Here is a 15,076-nt window from a genome sequence, read left to right as displayed (position 1 = left end):
AATGCAAAATCGGTGCCATATTTTCTAAGAGTTCCCGATACTGTAATTATATCGCAAAAAATGCTTAGTTTTTACTCGAATCATTGAATTTCGCTTAGAATAAACTAAAAATAGGGACAGAAATGGCAAACAAATGCATTAAAAAAGCGTTCAAAGGAATTATAACTCATGCAGGACTGTTTTTCGTTATTCTGCATATTGCTACATTTTTAAGCATATCGTCAGATACGCATTCAAAAAGAGCAAGATATAAAAGAAATTTGACTCGCGTTGAAGAATTTAAACGCAATATGTCTCAACAGGAGATTGAATACTATTTACCAAGGAAGCGTTTTATAGACAAGCAGTCAGTAAAGCCTTCCGATGAGCAGTTCTATCAAATTGACATCATCTTGCGAGGAACAGCCTTCCGAGAAAAGAGCAAGCGAAACCTAGCCGAAATTCGTAAGCTAGAACAATTTCTAATGAAGGCAGACGACTTTCAATTGCATAGATACTTTGGGCTCAATGAAGAATTATATCTAGGAATGAATGCCAAAAAAGCCATTGCAAGTATCAAAAGAGAAGCTAAACAAGACGAAAACTGGCGAAAGAAAAATGATCCCGTCTTCATCGATTACCTAAAACACCAGGCAACAAAAGAAGAAAAGCGATTCTATAAACGCAACAAAGCTCTCTTCTTTAAAACAGAAACCGGCGCCGCCCTTATCAAATTCCTACAAACGGAAGCTAAGGCAGCTAGACAATGAATGCGTTATAGGTAAGCATATCGAAAGCATATACGAAACCAATCCTCACTTCTTCCCTTTGGGTTTATCACCTAAGAAAGGGAAACTACTTTTGGGAGTGGAGTCTGGTGGAGTGTGAAGAACTCGGATTACGAATTCTCTTCGAAAAACTACAACGATTTCTTTATCGGGATCATGCTCTGCGCTGTAGCGGGTCAATGGCTTACGGTAGAAGAAAAATTCTTGTCCACTTCCATCTTGTGTTCTTTCATCTGGTTCACCTAAGGAAGTTATGACGCCTAATTTTGATTTGCCCATCATTCTATCTTTGAAGTTATCTCTAATTTCAAGACCTGCCATTTGCTCTTCTGTGAGTTTATTTTTCTTGGCTTCGTTCTCTTTTTCTCTGTCTTCGCTTTTTTTCACCAGGGCTTCGCATTTTTCTTTTTCCTTGATTGTCTCCATGCAATCTTTAAAAAAATTTTCATCCACCTGGACTTTCTTTTGGTCTGTAGAACAATATCCAATTTGGGACAAAGAAATTGCCACGAGTAGAATTATAAAATTTACTTTCATAGAAAAAACTCCCTCATCCTTGCTAGAAGGATTGAATCTAAACAAACTATAGAGAAACCCTCGTCTGTCATCCCCGAAAAATTTAATTTTGAAAGAGTTTGACAATACAATGAATTCTTAAACTTTGTTCAAAGGTCAGTCGAGTATGAAAATCAAACTTCTTAAAAGCGTTTTTTCTTTTAACTTTTTGATTACTGCTTTTTTAACTATCAGCCTGATTCCTCTTAATCTAACTACACCTGAAGACTATTTTTCACAAGACACTACCGAATACCAAGATGTGATTTCTGATTACAGTCTTTATTCTACCATGCGCGCTCATAGTAGAGCGGGTGACATAAACGATCAATACTTCTCAAAGAATTTTGCCCTTGAATGCTTTCAGCAATTCAATTTTGATTCTATTGTTTTATTTTCTGTAAAATTTGTAACTTCAAAACTTTTATCCTATCGCTTAATCAGTCTCCCTCCCCCTACTTGTTAGGGATTTTGTAGAAAGAGATTTGATTGGGGATGATTCCCTGAAAATGCTTTTCTCTGTGCCTCCGTGACTCTGCGGCTAATTCTGCTAATCCCATATCATTTCATTTCCATGCAATTCATTTGCAACAAGCGCTAAAGGAGATATATGTATTCATGTGGATATTAAATACAATTCAAAATAAGAAACAGTTTCTATTTCTTTGCCTATTCATTTATGCAATGGCAACTACACTAGTCGGGCAAGAGACTACTAAATATTATTCTCTTACTTTGAAAGAAGCAGAAGAAACTTTTTTAAAGAATAACCTTCGTTTGCTAGCTGCTAAATTCGAAATTGATGTAAAGAAAGCCGGAATTATCCAAGCAAAACTTTACGCCAATCCAAATATCTCTTTCGACCAAGGTATATTCAACGATCGAACAGAGCGCTATTTTGATACGACTAGAAACGGACAAACAGCTATTCAAATCCAACAATTGTTTTTACTCGGCGGAAAAATTGAAAAAAGAACAAAGGTTGCAGAGCTAAACAAAGCTATTAGCGAGCAACAATTCTACGATTTACTCCGTGGATTAAAATTTGAACTCAGAAGTAGTTTCTTTGCAATTCATTTCTTACGTCAGTCGATTCAGTTTTACGACGGTAGTATTGCCGCTCTTAGAAAAACAGTAACCTCTCTCGAAAAAGCCTACGAAAAAAGAGCTGTTTTACAGGCGGAAATGCTTCGTCTAAAAGCTCTTTTGTTTTTTCTAGAAAATGAAAGAACAGAAGCAGTCGTTCAGATTAGACAAAGAGAAGCCTCGCTGCGGATACTCTTAAATAACCCATCAATGGCTGATGCGAGTTTTGTTCCTAAGATTGACGCAAAAGTTTTAGATGATGTGAAACTCACTGATTTAAAATTAAACAAAGTCCTAGACGATGCATTTGAAAATAGACCTGATTTAAAAATTGCCATCCAAGCTCTTAAATTGGAAGAAGCAAACCTTGCTCTCCAACAAGCAAATGCAATTCCCGATCTTTCCTTCGGTCCTTATTACAATAGAAATGGAACGGCGTATCCAAACTATTGGGGGATAACAGCGCAACTCTCCGTTCCTATCTTTGATAGAAATCAGGGTAATATTGAAGCAGCGGAAAAAAACATTCTGACAAGAAGATCCGAATTGCAAAATCAAAAATTGCAAGCAGAGAATGAGGTGAATATTGTATTTAACCGCGTCCTCGAAAAAGATAGACTCTATCAAAGCTTTAAAAACAAATTCACTGAGGATTATACGAATTTGGCGCAGTTAATGATTTCGAATTACGAAAAACGTTATCTTACCATTATAGAGTTTGCCGACTTTTTTGAGACTTATCGAAGCAGTATTCAACAAATGCTCAAACTTCAAATCGACCGAGTAGAATCCATTGAAAATCTAAATTACTCCGTCGGTAAAAATATTTTAAACATTCAACCACTTGAATAAAGGAAAACTAAAATGAATAATATTAAAAATATAAAAGCTTTATACCGGTCACCTCGAACCTCTATAGTAGGAAGTAGCGAAGCAACGTTAACATCCAGAGTGAGAGGTCTATCCTCCTTAATGCAAATAGTTCTAAGACAAATAGATTTCTCACAAACACAAAAGAGTAAATTTACACATTCGTTTTCACAATTCCTTTTCTTTCGTAAGTTCGAAATGACAGGAGTTGCCTTACCCATTTTACTGATACTATCCAATTCTTTTTTTGTATCCTGCAAAAAAGCCCACGTAGAGCCGCCCAAGAATTATCGCCCTGTGATTACAGAAGAAGGAGTCCGAATTAAGTTTGATCCGGAAAGTCCTGGACTCACTCAAATCAAAGTATCCAAATTTGGAGAAGGCGAAGGCTTTATATCCATAGCCGCTCCATCACGGGTAATAGCAAGTATCTCCACTTCGGTATCGGGGGGACGAATCGTTCTATTTGAATCTCCAGACATCAACGGAATCTATGCATCTTACCAAGTGAGCAAAACCTCTCTTATCCGCTCAACTAAGAACTTAAATCGTGTGCAGGATATGTTTAAAAATCAAGTAGCAACCCAAAAAGATATTATAGAAGCAGAGGCGGCAGTCAACAGTGCTCAGGCAGAAACTTCTGAGTTTGAAGGAAAGCTTCGCGCACTTGGTTTTAATCCGAGCGAATTACAGTTCGTAAACTCGAACCTAGTCTGGCTTATTTGTGATATTCCTGAAACCAATATGAGCGTTGTTAAAAAAGGAAAAGATGTTAAAGTTCACTTTGCGTCTTTTCCTGAACTTACTCTCAAAGGAAAAGCAGATGCAATCGGGGATAACGTAGATCCACTCACAAGAACTGTAAAGGTGAGAGTCTCTATTCCTAATAAAGAAGGCAAATTTAAGCCCGGTATGTTCGCCAAAGTAGAGTTTGGTGATGAAGTGAAGGATATCGCTGTTATCCCCTTTACCTCAGTCATTACAGTAGAAGGTCATGCTTATGTATTTGTTCAAACCACTCCCGGAGAATTTGTCCGTCGTCCTGTTGTTCTTGGAAACTCCGGCTCAGACAATGTAAGTATCGTGCAAGGACTCATTCCCGGCGAAGAAGTAGTAACCGGTGGCGCGATGCTTCTAAAAGGACTCAGCTTCGGGTATTAATATGAATAAAAAACTTTTCAAGAATACCACCGATAAATCCCCCCTACCCCCCTTTCCGAAAGGGGGGCAAGGGGGGATTGGTTTAATATTATTTTTCTTAACGATATCTATCTTCTCGCAAGCTACTGAGCCTGCGAAAGAAGAGAAAAAAGAAAAATCGAATATTGAAATCATGCAAGAGAATGAAGCGAAGATTGAAAAAGATAGAGCCGCTAGAGAAAAAGAGCCATTAACCGGTTACGATGCGGAGACTAACAGTAAAAAATCCATAAAAGACAACAACGACAAGTATAGTAATTTCTGGGTATTGGGTGGGACTGTTGGTTCACCGGCAAGCGGCAACGTCACTGTAGGTTATTACTTTACTAATTTTGTTTTGCGTGCATCTGGAATGCGTTATTCGTCACACTGGAATGGAATTCAAGGAGATATTGGTTATTCTTTTTGGAAGACTTCTGTTGTTGCACATAGCTTTTCTCTCGTATTCGGGCAATACAATGTTCGTCCCTTTAACCCTCCAGTCAATGGAGGAGATGCAGGTCAAAATAAGTATGATCGAGATGGAATACCAGGTTACAACCATTATCCACAAACATTCACAGATACCTTAATTCGTGCGTATATTGCAAACCAGGATCCAACTCTTGCAACGCTTCTTGAATACCAATACAGACCAAGGCAATATGCGAACTTTCATCAGCAATATGTTGGGCTTACTTATGACTTGCTCCTCGGTGGTTTTTTCATTCAACTTGGCGCGGGATATGGACAGGGCAGTTACCGTAATCCGCAATTGATTTTTCAAATTGGATATTTATTTGATTTTGGAAGGAAGGAATACTAAATTATGATAATCAGATTAATTGGTATCGCAATTCAACATCGCATTCCTACTATACTCCTCGGAGTAATGACAGTAATCATGGGAATTTGGGCATGGACGGATCTTCGTAAAGAGGCTTATTCCGATATTGCGGACACGCAAGTGAGATTAGTAGCCAAGTTTCCCGGACGTGCTGCGGGTGAAGTAGAAGAGCGCGTAACGCTTCCTATAGAACGTATTTTAAATGCAATCCCAAGAGTAATTGTTCGACGTTCTCGCACAATCAACGGACTCGTAGTATTTCAATTCGTATTTGAAGATGGAACCGATGATTACTTTGCAAGAACAAGGCTACTCGAAAAAGTAAAAGAAGCAGATCTTCCGCCTGACGTAGTTCCACAACTTGCTCCAATGAGTTCTCCGGTAGGGGAAATTTACCGTTATGTGCTAGAGTCAACAGAGAATCACACTCCAATGGAGCTTAGAACGATTCAAGATTGGATTGTAATGCCTAAGCTTTTACAGATTCCGGGTATTGCGGATGTCGTTACATTTGGTGGACTTTTAAAACAATACCATGTCGTAACAAATCCAGATAAATTAATTCGCTATAAGTTAGAAGTCGCCGATGTAATTAAATCTATTGAGGATAATAACCTAAACACCGGTGGGAATATTCTTAGACAGGGGGGACAAGGTTTTGCGATTCGTTCCCTTGGTGCAATTCGAGAAATCAAAGACATAGAAAGCATTGTAGTCAAAGAAATAAACGGTGTTCCTGTGTTCGTGCGAGATATTGCATCAGTCGAAGTATTTCCTTCCCTTCCAAGCGGTGTATTGGGTTATGTATTTCAAAACCAAGACGATGGGTCGCCTCGCATTGAAGTAGAGTCCAGTGTTCAGGGGCTAATAGCAATGAGACGCTGGGGTGATTCAAATGAAATGGGAGTAAAGATTCGCGACAAAGTGAAAGAGATTAACGAGAATTATCTGCCTAAGGGAGTTCGAATTCGAAATACCTACGATAGAAGTGATCTGGTTAAGTATACAATTAGCACGATTACAAAAACTTTGATCGAAGGGGTAAGTATTGTTACCCTCGTCTTGATTTTCTTTATTGGTAGTATTAGAGCTTCTCTTGTTGTGGTAACTACGATTCCTGTGTCTATGCTATTTGCATTCATCATGATGGACTTAACAGGAATTCCTGCCAGCTTACTTTCTCTCGGTGCGATTGACTTTGGGATTATTGTAGATGGTGCAGTGGTGATGGTGGAAAATATCATGCGGCGCTATCGAGATGCAGAGAAAGAAGAAAAGGTAATTGGTATAAATGTATTTACCACAAGTGCCGCTGCCGAAGTGGGCTCAGAGATTTTCTTTTCTATTATGATTATCGTATTGGCTTATTTACCAATCTTTTCTTTTGAGAGGATTGAAGGACGTTTATTTAAACCAATGGCGTTTACTATCGCTTATGCGATCTTGGGATCCATGATATTCTCCCTCACAGTAATTCCTGTTATGATGACTATGATGTATAAAAAATACTTTGAGTCAGCAAACCCGGGACCGATTGAGTGGCATAACCCTATTTACAACTGGTTAGAAAAGAAGTATTCAGTTTTGATCGTAGAGTTGATTAGACGCTCCAAGCAAACTGTTGCTGCTGCATCAGTAATCGTAGTCTTAGTTATGGCTCTCGGAGTTTGGAAGATAGGGAGTGAATTCTTGCCAGAGTTAGATGAAGGCGGATTCAATATTCGCGCTTATTTCCCTGTCGGTATCCATTTGCAAGAAGCAAGAAAAGTAATTCCTAGAATGCGAGAAGTGATTTCTAAGAATGAACAGGTTAATGTCATTTTGACGCAAATGGGTAGAAATGATGATGGAACGGATCCACTTCCTTCCAATCGTCTAGAGATATTAATTGGATTAAAGGATTATTCTTCGTGGAATGAAAAGATAAGTAAGCAGGAACTCTTAATTCGAATGAAGAATGATTTGGAAATTAATTGCCCTGGAGTGCGATTTAGTTTCTCGCAGCCAATTATGGATAACCTCTCCGAGGCTATTACAGGAACGATTGCCGATTTAGCGATCTTCGTTTCCGGCGCTGATTTAGACGTCATGCGAAAGACTGCAGTTGAGATTCTCGATATTGTAAAAGAAATGCAGGGTGCCAGTGAGTATGGTATTGAGCAAGAAGGAAATTCTACTCAGTTGTCAGTGAAGATAAACAGAGAAGTCGCAGCGCGATATGGAATTAATGTAAGCAAAATCCAGCAAGTCATTGAAGCAGCCATTGGCGCACAACGCATCAGCACATTATACGAAGGACCCTGGCGATTTGGAATTGTAGTTCGTTATTCCTCTGAATATAGGTCTACAGTAAAAGCTGTCGAAAACGTTCCCATCATTTCTCCCTCGGGAGAGAGGATTCCACTTTCTCAATTAGCGGAAGTAAAATTAATTGATGGACCAACCATGATTTTCCGCCAAGAAGGTCGCAGAAACGTTTCTGTGAGAACTAACGTTCGTGGACGTGACCAAGGTGGATTTGTAATTGAATTACAAAAGAAAGTAAAAGAGAAAATAAAAGTTCCAGATGGATATAAAATTTCTTATGGGGGACAATACGAAAACTTAAATCGTGTAGGTGCAAAGCTTGCAAAAGTAATTCCGATTACAGTTGCTATTATTTTCGGAGTTCTATTTATCATGTATAGAAATTTACGATATGTATCCGTTGCACTCGCTTGTATTCCTCTCTCTGTTATCGGAGGTGTGATTGCAATGCTTCTACGCGGATATTATTTTAACGTATCAGCGGGTGTGGGTTTCATTTCTCTCTTTGGGATTGCTACTATGGCAGGAGTGTTATTCGTTTCGCGGACAAATCATATTATGCGCGATAACTCTAACATAACAATCGAAGAAGCTGTTGGAAGGGCAGCAGTCATTCAGCTAAGACCAATGCTAATGACAATGCTACTTGCGTTACTCGGACTTATCCCTGCCACTCTAGCATCGGGTGTAGGGTCTGACGTCCAAAGACCACTCGCAACTGTAATCGTCGGCGGATTAACATCTGCTATGATTTTAATTTTAACAGTTCTTCCGTCTTTGTATTTAATCTTAGTAAAAAAAGATGAAGCGGATATTGTTGATTTGACGTAAGGATTCATAAACTATGTGTTTTTTTGACTTGTCAGATTTTAAAGGAAGAATTAAAATGCAACAGGATTTGATATGAGTATATTTAGAGTAAACCTATACAATACGTTTGAAAATATTATTAAACGCAAAGCATTCTCTGCACCGAGTTCAACTCATAGCGTTTATGGTGAACTCAGTGAACTATCTAAATGGGAAAATATTGAAAAGATAAAGAAAGGAAATTTGATTCTACTTTGCCGAGGAATTCGATTTGTGTGGGCAGTCGCCTATGCAAGCGATGATTGTAGGATAGTAGACATCGATTCCTTTCGTCCTGCTATGAGGTTCGAAGAAAATGGATTTCGGTTTGTATCGCTTGATATTTACAAGGAATACACAAGTCCACTCGATGGTAAGAAATTCTTTAACAATCTAGTTTACGAAAACCCATTCGAAGACCCCCATTTCTGTGTCGAGATTAAGCCCGCTCCCGAATTAGAGACTGATTTCAAAAAGGCTATCAACAAATTATTAGAAGACTAAACTATATTCGATTGAAAAATTGGGATAGAAGAAAATTCTGGAATTAAAATAACAGTTTGTTGTAGAATAGTATAATAATTATACCTGTGATTCCAGTTGTCATTCCCGAGTTTCCACCCGCTGACGCCACGACCGCCAAGCGATATCGGGAATCTCAAATTCTACAGATCCCCGACAGAAAATTTCGGGGATGACATATAAAATTTACCCAATGACCTTAGAAGCTACAGATAAACAAGAGATTAAATTACTCGCAAATGTATTTGCTTCGCCGAAGGATGCATTCGAGGACTATATAAAGAGTCAGAGTTTCTCTCGTGGAAATCTACTTCGAATTCACTTTTTCTTATTTCTATTTGCACCCATATTTAAAATACTGCACAATCTTTTTTTTACTTTTGTTGGCTCTGTTTACTTTGGGTTCGAAGCTCCCCCCAAATTAACAGAAGGATTAACAACGTCTACTGCCATTTATCCTCTAGTGTTGTTCTTAGTTTATCATTTCGATATATTGCTACTGAGATTGAGAGGTGGGGAAGCTTCGGAGAATGCAATCGAAGAAAGAGATTTACTACTAATAGCATTTTTACCTTTTAGTGCCTCTAGTCTATTTTGGATTTTTCCTAAACCGTTTAATTTCTTTTTAATACTAGCATCGCTCGCCTATAGCTTTCATCTCAGCCATCTAGCTCTTCGCGCATTATGTGGATTTACCACTAAACAATTTATAGTCTTCGTTTCCTATGCTTTGATTCTTTGCATGACGTTATCCGCTTTAGGTCTTACAATTTTTAATTTGGTAAGGAGATAGTATGAACATTTACATGATTGGAATTGGCGGAATCGCCATGGGAAATCTTGCCTTTATGTTAAAACAAGCCGGGCATAATGTAAGTGGTTCCGATCACAAACTCTATCCGCCCATGTCAGACAAATTAAAAGAATGGGGACTTCACACTTACGAAGGCTTTGATGGGGCTAATCTTGGTAATCCCGATTTGGTAATTATTGGCAATGCTATTTCTCGTGGGAATCCAGAAGTAGAAGAAGTTCTCAATCGTGGGCTGGATTATATGAGTATGCCGCAAGCAATCGGAAATTTCTTTTTAAAACACAAAAAAGTAATCGTGATTGCAGGAACCCACGGAAAGACTACGACTACTTTTCTTACCCATCATATTCTAAAAGAAGCAGGATGGAAGCCCGGATTATTTGCAGGTGGAATTCGAAAAGATGGAAGTCCTGGATTTGAACTCGGTGAAGGGGAATACTTTGTGATCGAAGGCGACGAATACGATTCTGCTTTCTTTGATAAGTCTTCTAAGTTTTTACATTACCGTCCTCATTTTCTTGCATTGACTTCTCTTGACTTTGACCATGCAGATATTTTTGAAAACCTAGATGCCATCAAGGTAATGTTTAAGCGGCTACTCAGCCTAGTCCCCTCAAAAGGAAAAGTATTTTACTGGGCAGGCTCTAAGAACCTAAGAGAGTTATGTGAGAACTTTAAACATGCTCCTGTTGCTCCCTATGAAATTGGCGAAGAATATTCGATGCTTCGGCTTAGCTCTGAAAGCGGTATACGAAAAGCATATTCAGTAGAGACAGGCAAAGAATTAAACAGTCCTTTGATTGGGATGCATAATTTTAGAAATACAGAAGTAGCAGTAAATGTATGTAAGGCGGCAGGTCTTTCAGAAGAAGCCATATTCAAAGGTATCGAAAGTTTCCCCGGCGTAAAGAGAAGACAGGATATTCTTTTTCAATCGGTGAATGCAGTTGTGATGGAAGACTTTGCTCATCACCCTGTTGCAATTGAAGAAACTGTTAAAGCGGTTAAGAAGGCTTATCCGGAATACAAAATCATCAGCCTATTTGAACCAAGAAGTGCAACGTCACATCGAAATGTTTTTCAAAAGGAATTTGCAGAGAGCTTTCGTAAATCTGATCTCGCCATCATAACAGAAGTATTTAACCTAGATAAAGTAGACAAAAAGAATCGACTCGATGTAAAGAAATTAGTCAAAGAAATTCCTAAACGGTCAAAGATCGAAAGGGCACTCTATGCAAAGAATACTCAGGATTTGCTCCTAAAACTTTCCGAAGAGCTAAAAGCATTCTCAAAAGAAAAAATAGTAGTGCTCGCCATGTCCAACGGCGCCTTCGGTGGAATCTATCCTGAATTAATAGAAATGGTGAAAATTTTAAAGATTACCACGGATGAACACGGATGAACACGGATTGGAATTCGGTCATTTCGATGAACCTTCAGATTCATTGGTTATTACAATTTTAATTGAGAGTTGCGAAATTATTTTAAGCAAATACAATGATTACTCAGTAGACCTCTGTGCCTCTGTGGCAAAACGCCTGAGTAATAAGGAAGAGTTATGAATTTATTGAACGAACTAAACGCAATATTAAACGAAGCAAAAGAGGTATTACCCACTTCTAAGTCCGAAGCTGATTTGGATACAAATAAGAATTTATTTGTAGGAAAGAAAGGAAAGCTCACTGGTGTAATGAAAGGTCTTGGAGCACTCAGTCCAGAAGAAAAAAAGACGATAGGCGCACGAGCAAATGAGGTCTCCAAAGAAATAGAAGAAATCGTTACTTCCTTAAAGCAAAAAATCAAATTAGACTTCTATGACAATGAACTCAAGAACGAAGAGTTTGACCTGCTTCGCCCTTTGCATGACAAAGACACCGGCAGCCTACACCCGCTTAGCCGCATTCAGTATGAAGTGGAAGATATTTTTACTTCGATGGGTTTTCAAATTATGGACGGACCAGAAGTAGAGACCGACTATAACAACTTTGAAGCTTTAAATTTTACTGCCGATCATCCAGCCCGCGATATGCAAGATACATTTTATACTAAGGATGGAAATCTTCTTCGCACTCATACTTCGGCGATTCAAGTGCGTGCTCTGCGTAATCTCAAGCCTCCCTTTCGCATCATAGCACCCGGTCGTGTGTTTCGTTATGAAGAAGTAGATGCTTCCCACGAAAATACATTTTACCAAATCGAAGGAATGGTAATTGATAAAGATGTATCAACGGCTAATCTCATTTATACGATGAATGTCCTCTTAACCGAAATTTTCAAACGAGAAGTAAAAGTCAGGCTTCGTCCCGGTTACTTCCCATTTGTCGAGCCCGGTTTTGAATTAGATATTTCCTGCATGGTTTGTGGTGGAAGCGGTTGCTCTGTATGTAAACATTCCGGCTGGGTTGAACTTCTACCTTGTGGTCTTGTGCATCCTAACGTAATTCAATTTGCGGGTCTTGATCCGAAGGTATGGAAGGGATTTGCGTTTGGTCTAGGACTTGACAGACTTGTGATGATGCGTTATGCGATCAACGATATACGATATATCCATTCTGGGAATTTGAGATTTTTGAAACAGTTTGTGTGAGAGGATTACAACTCCTCTCTTTCTTCTTGAAGGCGCTTGTATAAATCTGATAGATTTAATTTTCTAATCCACTCTTCTATATAAGAAAAGTCTAATATTTCATATTGAACTTCGAATACATTGAGTGCGTCTTTGAATTGCTTCTCACTTCCGTTGCTTAGTTTGCACCACCTTAGTTTAGAAATAATAGTATCTTCAACAGATGTAATCCAAACTTTCAATCCATTTATATCCTCAGGAATTTTTCTACTAAATCTCACTGATTCATATTCATTATCAGGCAATGGGTAGAAGTCAATTTTATCACCCGTTTCAGTATTTAAAAGTTTAAACATTTTCTTAGACTTGATTCCGTCTAAAACCATATCTTTATCAATGTAGTAAGTTGGAGATGGAAACGCGAGCAATAATAAATCAATTTTTTCTTTGTCTAACTGAATCATCATGTCAATATCATGTGTAGATCTAGGTTCTCCTTGAAAGCTTGATACTATTGATCCTGTAAGCATATATGAAGTATCCGCTTGATTCAAAAACGTAATGACTTCTTTTAGTAGTTTGAATTGTGACATCTTTCCAATCTTTTTAAGAATAATACATGAAGTTCTTGTTCTGATTTATTCGGGAATCTTTTCTTGAGTCCTTGTTTAAACAAGGAGCGGGTAAGTTCATTTAGCTCCATTACTTTATTGAACTTTTCTGATGGTGACATTTTACGAAGAGTTTGCAAGTATATATTATGCTCTTTTTTAGATTCTCTTGGGATAGAATCATAAAGGGAACTATCTTCTTCTATGTTCATAATAACACTTTATCTCTTCACTTCTTTTTCGTAAATTGTAATCCAGTCTTTGACTGTCATTTTTTTGACTAGCTCTTCTATGAGCTTGTAGGGTATCTGATCAATTTTCTTGAAACGAATACAGCTTTTGCCCATATCGAGTTTTGCTTTAGTGTGTTTGGGATACTCGGTAGTAAACCACTGCAACAACTTTTTGTCTGCATACATTCCCATATGATATAAGGCAATGAAGTTCTTTTGAGAGGCGAGGCTTATAAATGGCAAAGGCAGTTCCGGATTACAATGATAACCCGCAGGATATAATTTATGCGGAACAACATAGCCTAGCATTCCGTAACTCATTGCTTCCTGGAATCCCTTTGGAGCATTCTTTAAAATAATTTTTCGTAATTGGGTGATTGCTTCTTTTCTATCTTCTGGAAGTGAGTTTACATATTGATCGGGAGAAATTTCTTTTGCTTGCATAGTATTTCCTTTTAAATTAACGTTAGCTCGATGTCATAGGATTATATCATTTAACATTGTATTAAGGTATCATTCCCTTATGTCGAACTCACGTGAGTTATTACTTTGTCTTTTTCCCTTTTCGCAACCATTGTTTTATTTGAAAATCTTTTTCTTCACTGGATATCTTTTCTTTATCCATCCAATTCCACCATTTCAGTTTTTCTAACTCTTGTTTAGTTTGTGGGGTTTCAGCAAAATACACAGCACACCTAAATGTATATAGCATACAGATATCTTGGACGGAACCTTTGATTTCATTGTGATGGATATACATTTCCTCTGGATTTTGACCTTTTAAATCAGAGATCGATTGAAAGCCAAGATTCAAAAGATCTTGGGCAATAACTTTTCCAACTCCGGGAATTTTACGCAGTTCTTTTATTGATGTTTCTTTGCTTTTCATTGCTTACCTTCCTTTGGTTCTTTTCTAGTGTTTTGACACAATATATAGAATGCCAATGCTCTCAATGCTAGCTCAAAACAGAAAGGAACCACTGTATATGAGAATTGTCACTTCAAGACATCTTAAAAATAATTGCAAATAAAACAAGTTTTCCTTTTACTGATAGATGAAAGGTTTTTTGAGGAAAGGTTTAACATGGCTAGAAATTCAATACTAGATTATATCAAAGAGAAAATAAATTCTGACAATGCACTCAATGCGTTAAGTGTGCCCCGCGTGATTACCATATCACGTGAATACGGATGTCCCGGCATCCCGATTGCAAATGCGGTTTCTAATGCGTTAACCGCTACTAATAAAACAGAATGGTCTGTAATTGATAAACAGATTATCAATCAAGCTGCTGAAGAGTTTGATATTCCTGCTAGACTCATAGATCAAATTGCAAAATCAAATCCTAAAGGTATCTTTGAAGAATTATTCTTAGCGTTTTCAGACATTCACTTACCAAGTGATATTAAAATTAAAAAAACAATCGCTCGTATAATTAGAACAGTTGCCCTGCATGGAAACGTTGTTATCCTCGGACGCGGTGGTGCAGTCATTGCACGTGATTTAGAAAAATCTTTACACGTCCATTTACATGCCTCCGTCAAATGGAGAATGCCAAGAGTAAAGAACTTAGAAAAAATAACATCGGACGCTGAAGCAGTAGGAAGAATTAATCTTGTGGATAATGAGCGTATATTCCTAAAAAATTACTTTGCGGGAGAAAATCTTGGAGCCAATGTTTTTGATGTTAGCTTCAATTGTGAGTATTTAACAGAAGATCAAATTGTTCAATCTATTTTAAAACTTGCACAATTAAAGGGAATTTAACAGTATCCGATTGACTCACGAGCGCAAGATGTCACAGAGTAGAGTTTTTTTTGCATTTTTGCTTTTGTTGACCTGCGTTTGTGAGACTAGACTTACTAAAAC

Annotated in this window: 16 protein-coding genes; 11 read left to right on the top strand and 5 right to left on the bottom strand. The window is 37.9% G+C overall.

The window, feature by feature from the left end; translation table 11 throughout:
* The first annotated feature begins 122 nt into the window (after positions 1-122).
* Positions 123-749: a hypothetical protein gene (locus IPH52_08735; GenBank protein MBK7055126.1), complete on the top strand. Its 627-nt coding sequence runs from the start codon at positions 123-125 to the stop codon at positions 747-749.
* Between the two features lie 45 nt (positions 750-794).
* On the opposite strand, the gene IPH52_08730 is transcribed toward IPH52_08735, so the two are convergent.
* Entirely contained in the window at positions 795-1,304 is a 510-nt protein-coding gene (locus tag IPH52_08730; GenBank protein ID MBK7055125.1) for a hypothetical protein, read from the bottom strand.
* Positions 1,305-1,449: 145 nt separating this feature from the next.
* Here IPH52_08730 and IPH52_08725 point away from each other — a divergent pair, with 145 nt between their 5' ends.
* The 9 genes from IPH52_08725 (at position 1,450) to pheS (ending at position 12,383) form a co-directional block, all read left to right on the top strand.
* Positions 1,450-1,788 (top strand): hypothetical protein, encoded by a 339-nt coding sequence (locus IPH52_08725; GenBank protein MBK7055124.1) that lies wholly within the window; start codon positions 1,450-1,452, stop codon positions 1,786-1,788.
* A gap of 152 nt (positions 1,789-1,940) precedes the next feature.
* Complete coding sequence (locus tag IPH52_08720; protein MBK7055123.1) at positions 1,941-3,260, top strand: TolC family protein; 1,320 nt, start codon at positions 1,941-1,943, stop codon at positions 3,258-3,260.
* A 12-nt stretch (positions 3,261-3,272) separates the two neighbouring features.
* Positions 3,273-4,439: an efflux RND transporter periplasmic adaptor subunit gene (locus IPH52_08715; protein MBK7055122.1), complete on the top strand. Its 1,167-nt coding sequence runs from the start codon at positions 3,273-3,275 to the stop codon at positions 4,437-4,439.
* 1 nt (position 4,440) lies between these two features.
* Positions 4,441-5,283, top strand: coding sequence for a hypothetical protein (locus IPH52_08710; GenBank protein ID MBK7055121.1), 843 nt, complete (start codon positions 4,441-4,443; stop codon positions 5,281-5,283).
* A gap of 3 nt (positions 5,284-5,286) precedes the next feature.
* The gene (locus IPH52_08705) at positions 5,287-8,442 is read left to right on the top strand and encodes an efflux RND transporter permease subunit (protein ID MBK7055120.1); all 3,156 of its coding nucleotides are present in this window, start codon (positions 5,287-5,289) and stop codon (positions 8,440-8,442) included.
* A 72-nt stretch (positions 8,443-8,514) separates the two neighbouring features.
* The gene (locus IPH52_08700) at positions 8,515-8,964 is read left to right on the top strand and encodes a hypothetical protein (GenBank protein MBK7055119.1); all 450 of its coding nucleotides are present in this window, start codon (positions 8,515-8,517) and stop codon (positions 8,962-8,964) included.
* A 211-nt stretch (positions 8,965-9,175) separates the two neighbouring features.
* The gene (locus tag IPH52_08695; protein ID MBK7055118.1) at positions 9,176-9,775 is read left to right on the top strand and encodes a hypothetical protein; all 600 of its coding nucleotides are present in this window, start codon (positions 9,176-9,178) and stop codon (positions 9,773-9,775) included.
* Position 9,776: 1 nt separating this feature from the next.
* Entirely contained in the window at positions 9,777-11,198 is a 1,422-nt protein-coding gene (locus IPH52_08690) for a UDP-N-acetylmuramate--alanine ligase (GenBank protein ID MBK7055117.1), read from the top strand.
* 156 nt (positions 11,199-11,354) lie between these two features.
* Positions 11,355-12,383 carry a phenylalanine--tRNA ligase subunit alpha gene (gene pheS, locus IPH52_08685; GenBank protein MBK7055116.1) on the top strand — a complete coding sequence of 343 codons (1,029 nt, stop codon included), beginning with the start codon at positions 11,355-11,357 and terminating at the stop codon, positions 12,381-12,383.
* Positions 12,384-12,388: 5 nt separating this feature from the next.
* On the opposite strand, the gene IPH52_08680 is transcribed toward pheS, so the two are convergent.
* The 4 genes from IPH52_08680 to IPH52_08665 all read right to left on the bottom strand — a co-directional run bounded on the left by IPH52_08680 (position 12,389) and on the right by IPH52_08665 (position 14,095).
* Entirely contained in the window at positions 12,389-12,955 is a 567-nt protein-coding gene (locus IPH52_08680) for a hypothetical protein (GenBank protein ID MBK7055115.1), read from the bottom strand.
* A complete protein-coding gene (locus IPH52_08675; protein ID MBK7055114.1) occupies positions 12,934-13,185 on the bottom strand; it encodes a hypothetical protein in 252 nt (83 codons plus the stop codon). The genes IPH52_08680 and IPH52_08675 overlap by 22 nt, the downstream gene beginning before the upstream one ends.
* A gap of 9 nt (positions 13,186-13,194) precedes the next feature.
* Complete coding sequence (locus tag IPH52_08670) at positions 13,195-13,650, bottom strand: DUF1801 domain-containing protein (protein MBK7055113.1); 456 nt, start codon at positions 13,648-13,650, stop codon at positions 13,195-13,197.
* 100 nt (positions 13,651-13,750) lie between these two features.
* A complete protein-coding gene (locus IPH52_08665; GenBank protein ID MBK7055112.1) occupies positions 13,751-14,095 on the bottom strand; it encodes a pathogenicity locus in 345 nt (114 codons plus the stop codon).
* Positions 14,096-14,290: 195 nt separating this feature from the next.
* Here IPH52_08665 and IPH52_08660 point away from each other — a divergent pair, with 195 nt between their 5' ends.
* On the top strand, positions 14,291-14,974 hold the full coding sequence (locus IPH52_08660; protein MBK7055111.1) for a cytidylate kinase-like family protein: 684 nt from the start codon (positions 14,291-14,293) through the stop codon (positions 14,972-14,974).
* The last annotated feature ends 102 nt before the right edge of the window (positions 14,975-15,076 follow it).

This window comes from Leptospiraceae bacterium (assembly GCA_016708435.1).
GTDB lineage: Bacteria > Spirochaetota > Leptospiria > Leptospirales > Leptospiraceae > UBA2033.
The sequence above is the reverse complement of the archived record's forward strand: the minus strand, read 5'-3'. Positions and strand labels throughout refer to the sequence as shown.

What these genes read in the sequence shown, in the direction of transcription:
- IPH52_08720 (MBK7055123.1), top strand. Translation starts at nt 1,941, where the DNA reads ATGTGGATATTAAATACAATTCAAAATAAGAAACAGTTTCTATTTCTT.
- IPH52_08690 (MBK7055117.1), top strand. Translation starts at nt 9,777, where the DNA reads ATGAACATTTACATGATTGGAATTGGCGGAATCGCCATGGGAAATCTT.
- IPH52_08670 (MBK7055113.1), bottom strand. Translation starts at nt 13,650, where the DNA reads ATGCAAGCAAAAGAAATTTCTCCCGATCAATATGTAAACTCACTTCCA.
- IPH52_08725 (MBK7055124.1), top strand. Translation starts at nt 1,450, where the DNA reads ATGAAAATCAAACTTCTTAAAAGCGTTTTTTCTTTTAACTTTTTGATT.
- IPH52_08710 (MBK7055121.1), top strand. Translation starts at nt 4,441, where the DNA reads ATGAATAAAAAACTTTTCAAGAATACCACCGATAAATCCCCCCTACCC.
- IPH52_08705 (MBK7055120.1), top strand. Translation starts at nt 5,287, where the DNA reads ATGATAATCAGATTAATTGGTATCGCAATTCAACATCGCATTCCTACT.
- IPH52_08695 (MBK7055118.1), top strand. Translation starts at nt 9,176, where the DNA reads ATGACCTTAGAAGCTACAGATAAACAAGAGATTAAATTACTCGCAAAT.
- IPH52_08675 (MBK7055114.1), bottom strand. Translation starts at nt 13,185, where the DNA reads ATGAACATAGAAGAAGATAGTTCCCTTTATGATTCTATCCCAAGAGAA.
- IPH52_08735 (MBK7055126.1), top strand. Translation starts at nt 123, where the DNA reads ATGGCAAACAAATGCATTAAAAAAGCGTTCAAAGGAATTATAACTCAT.
- IPH52_08730 (MBK7055125.1), bottom strand. Translation starts at nt 1,304, where the DNA reads ATGAAAGTAAATTTTATAATTCTACTCGTGGCAATTTCTTTGTCCCAA.
- IPH52_08700 (MBK7055119.1), top strand. Translation starts at nt 8,515, where the DNA reads ATGAGTATATTTAGAGTAAACCTATACAATACGTTTGAAAATATTATT.
- IPH52_08660 (MBK7055111.1), top strand. Translation starts at nt 14,291, where the DNA reads ATGGCTAGAAATTCAATACTAGATTATATCAAAGAGAAAATAAATTCT.
- IPH52_08715 (MBK7055122.1), top strand. Translation starts at nt 3,273, where the DNA reads ATGAATAATATTAAAAATATAAAAGCTTTATACCGGTCACCTCGAACC.
- IPH52_08665 (MBK7055112.1), bottom strand. Translation starts at nt 14,095, where the DNA reads ATGAAAAGCAAAGAAACATCAATAAAAGAACTGCGTAAAATTCCCGGA.
- pheS (MBK7055116.1), top strand. Translation starts at nt 11,355, where the DNA reads ATGAATTTATTGAACGAACTAAACGCAATATTAAACGAAGCAAAAGAG.
- IPH52_08680 (MBK7055115.1), bottom strand. Translation starts at nt 12,955, where the DNA reads ATGTCACAATTCAAACTACTAAAAGAAGTCATTACGTTTTTGAATCAA.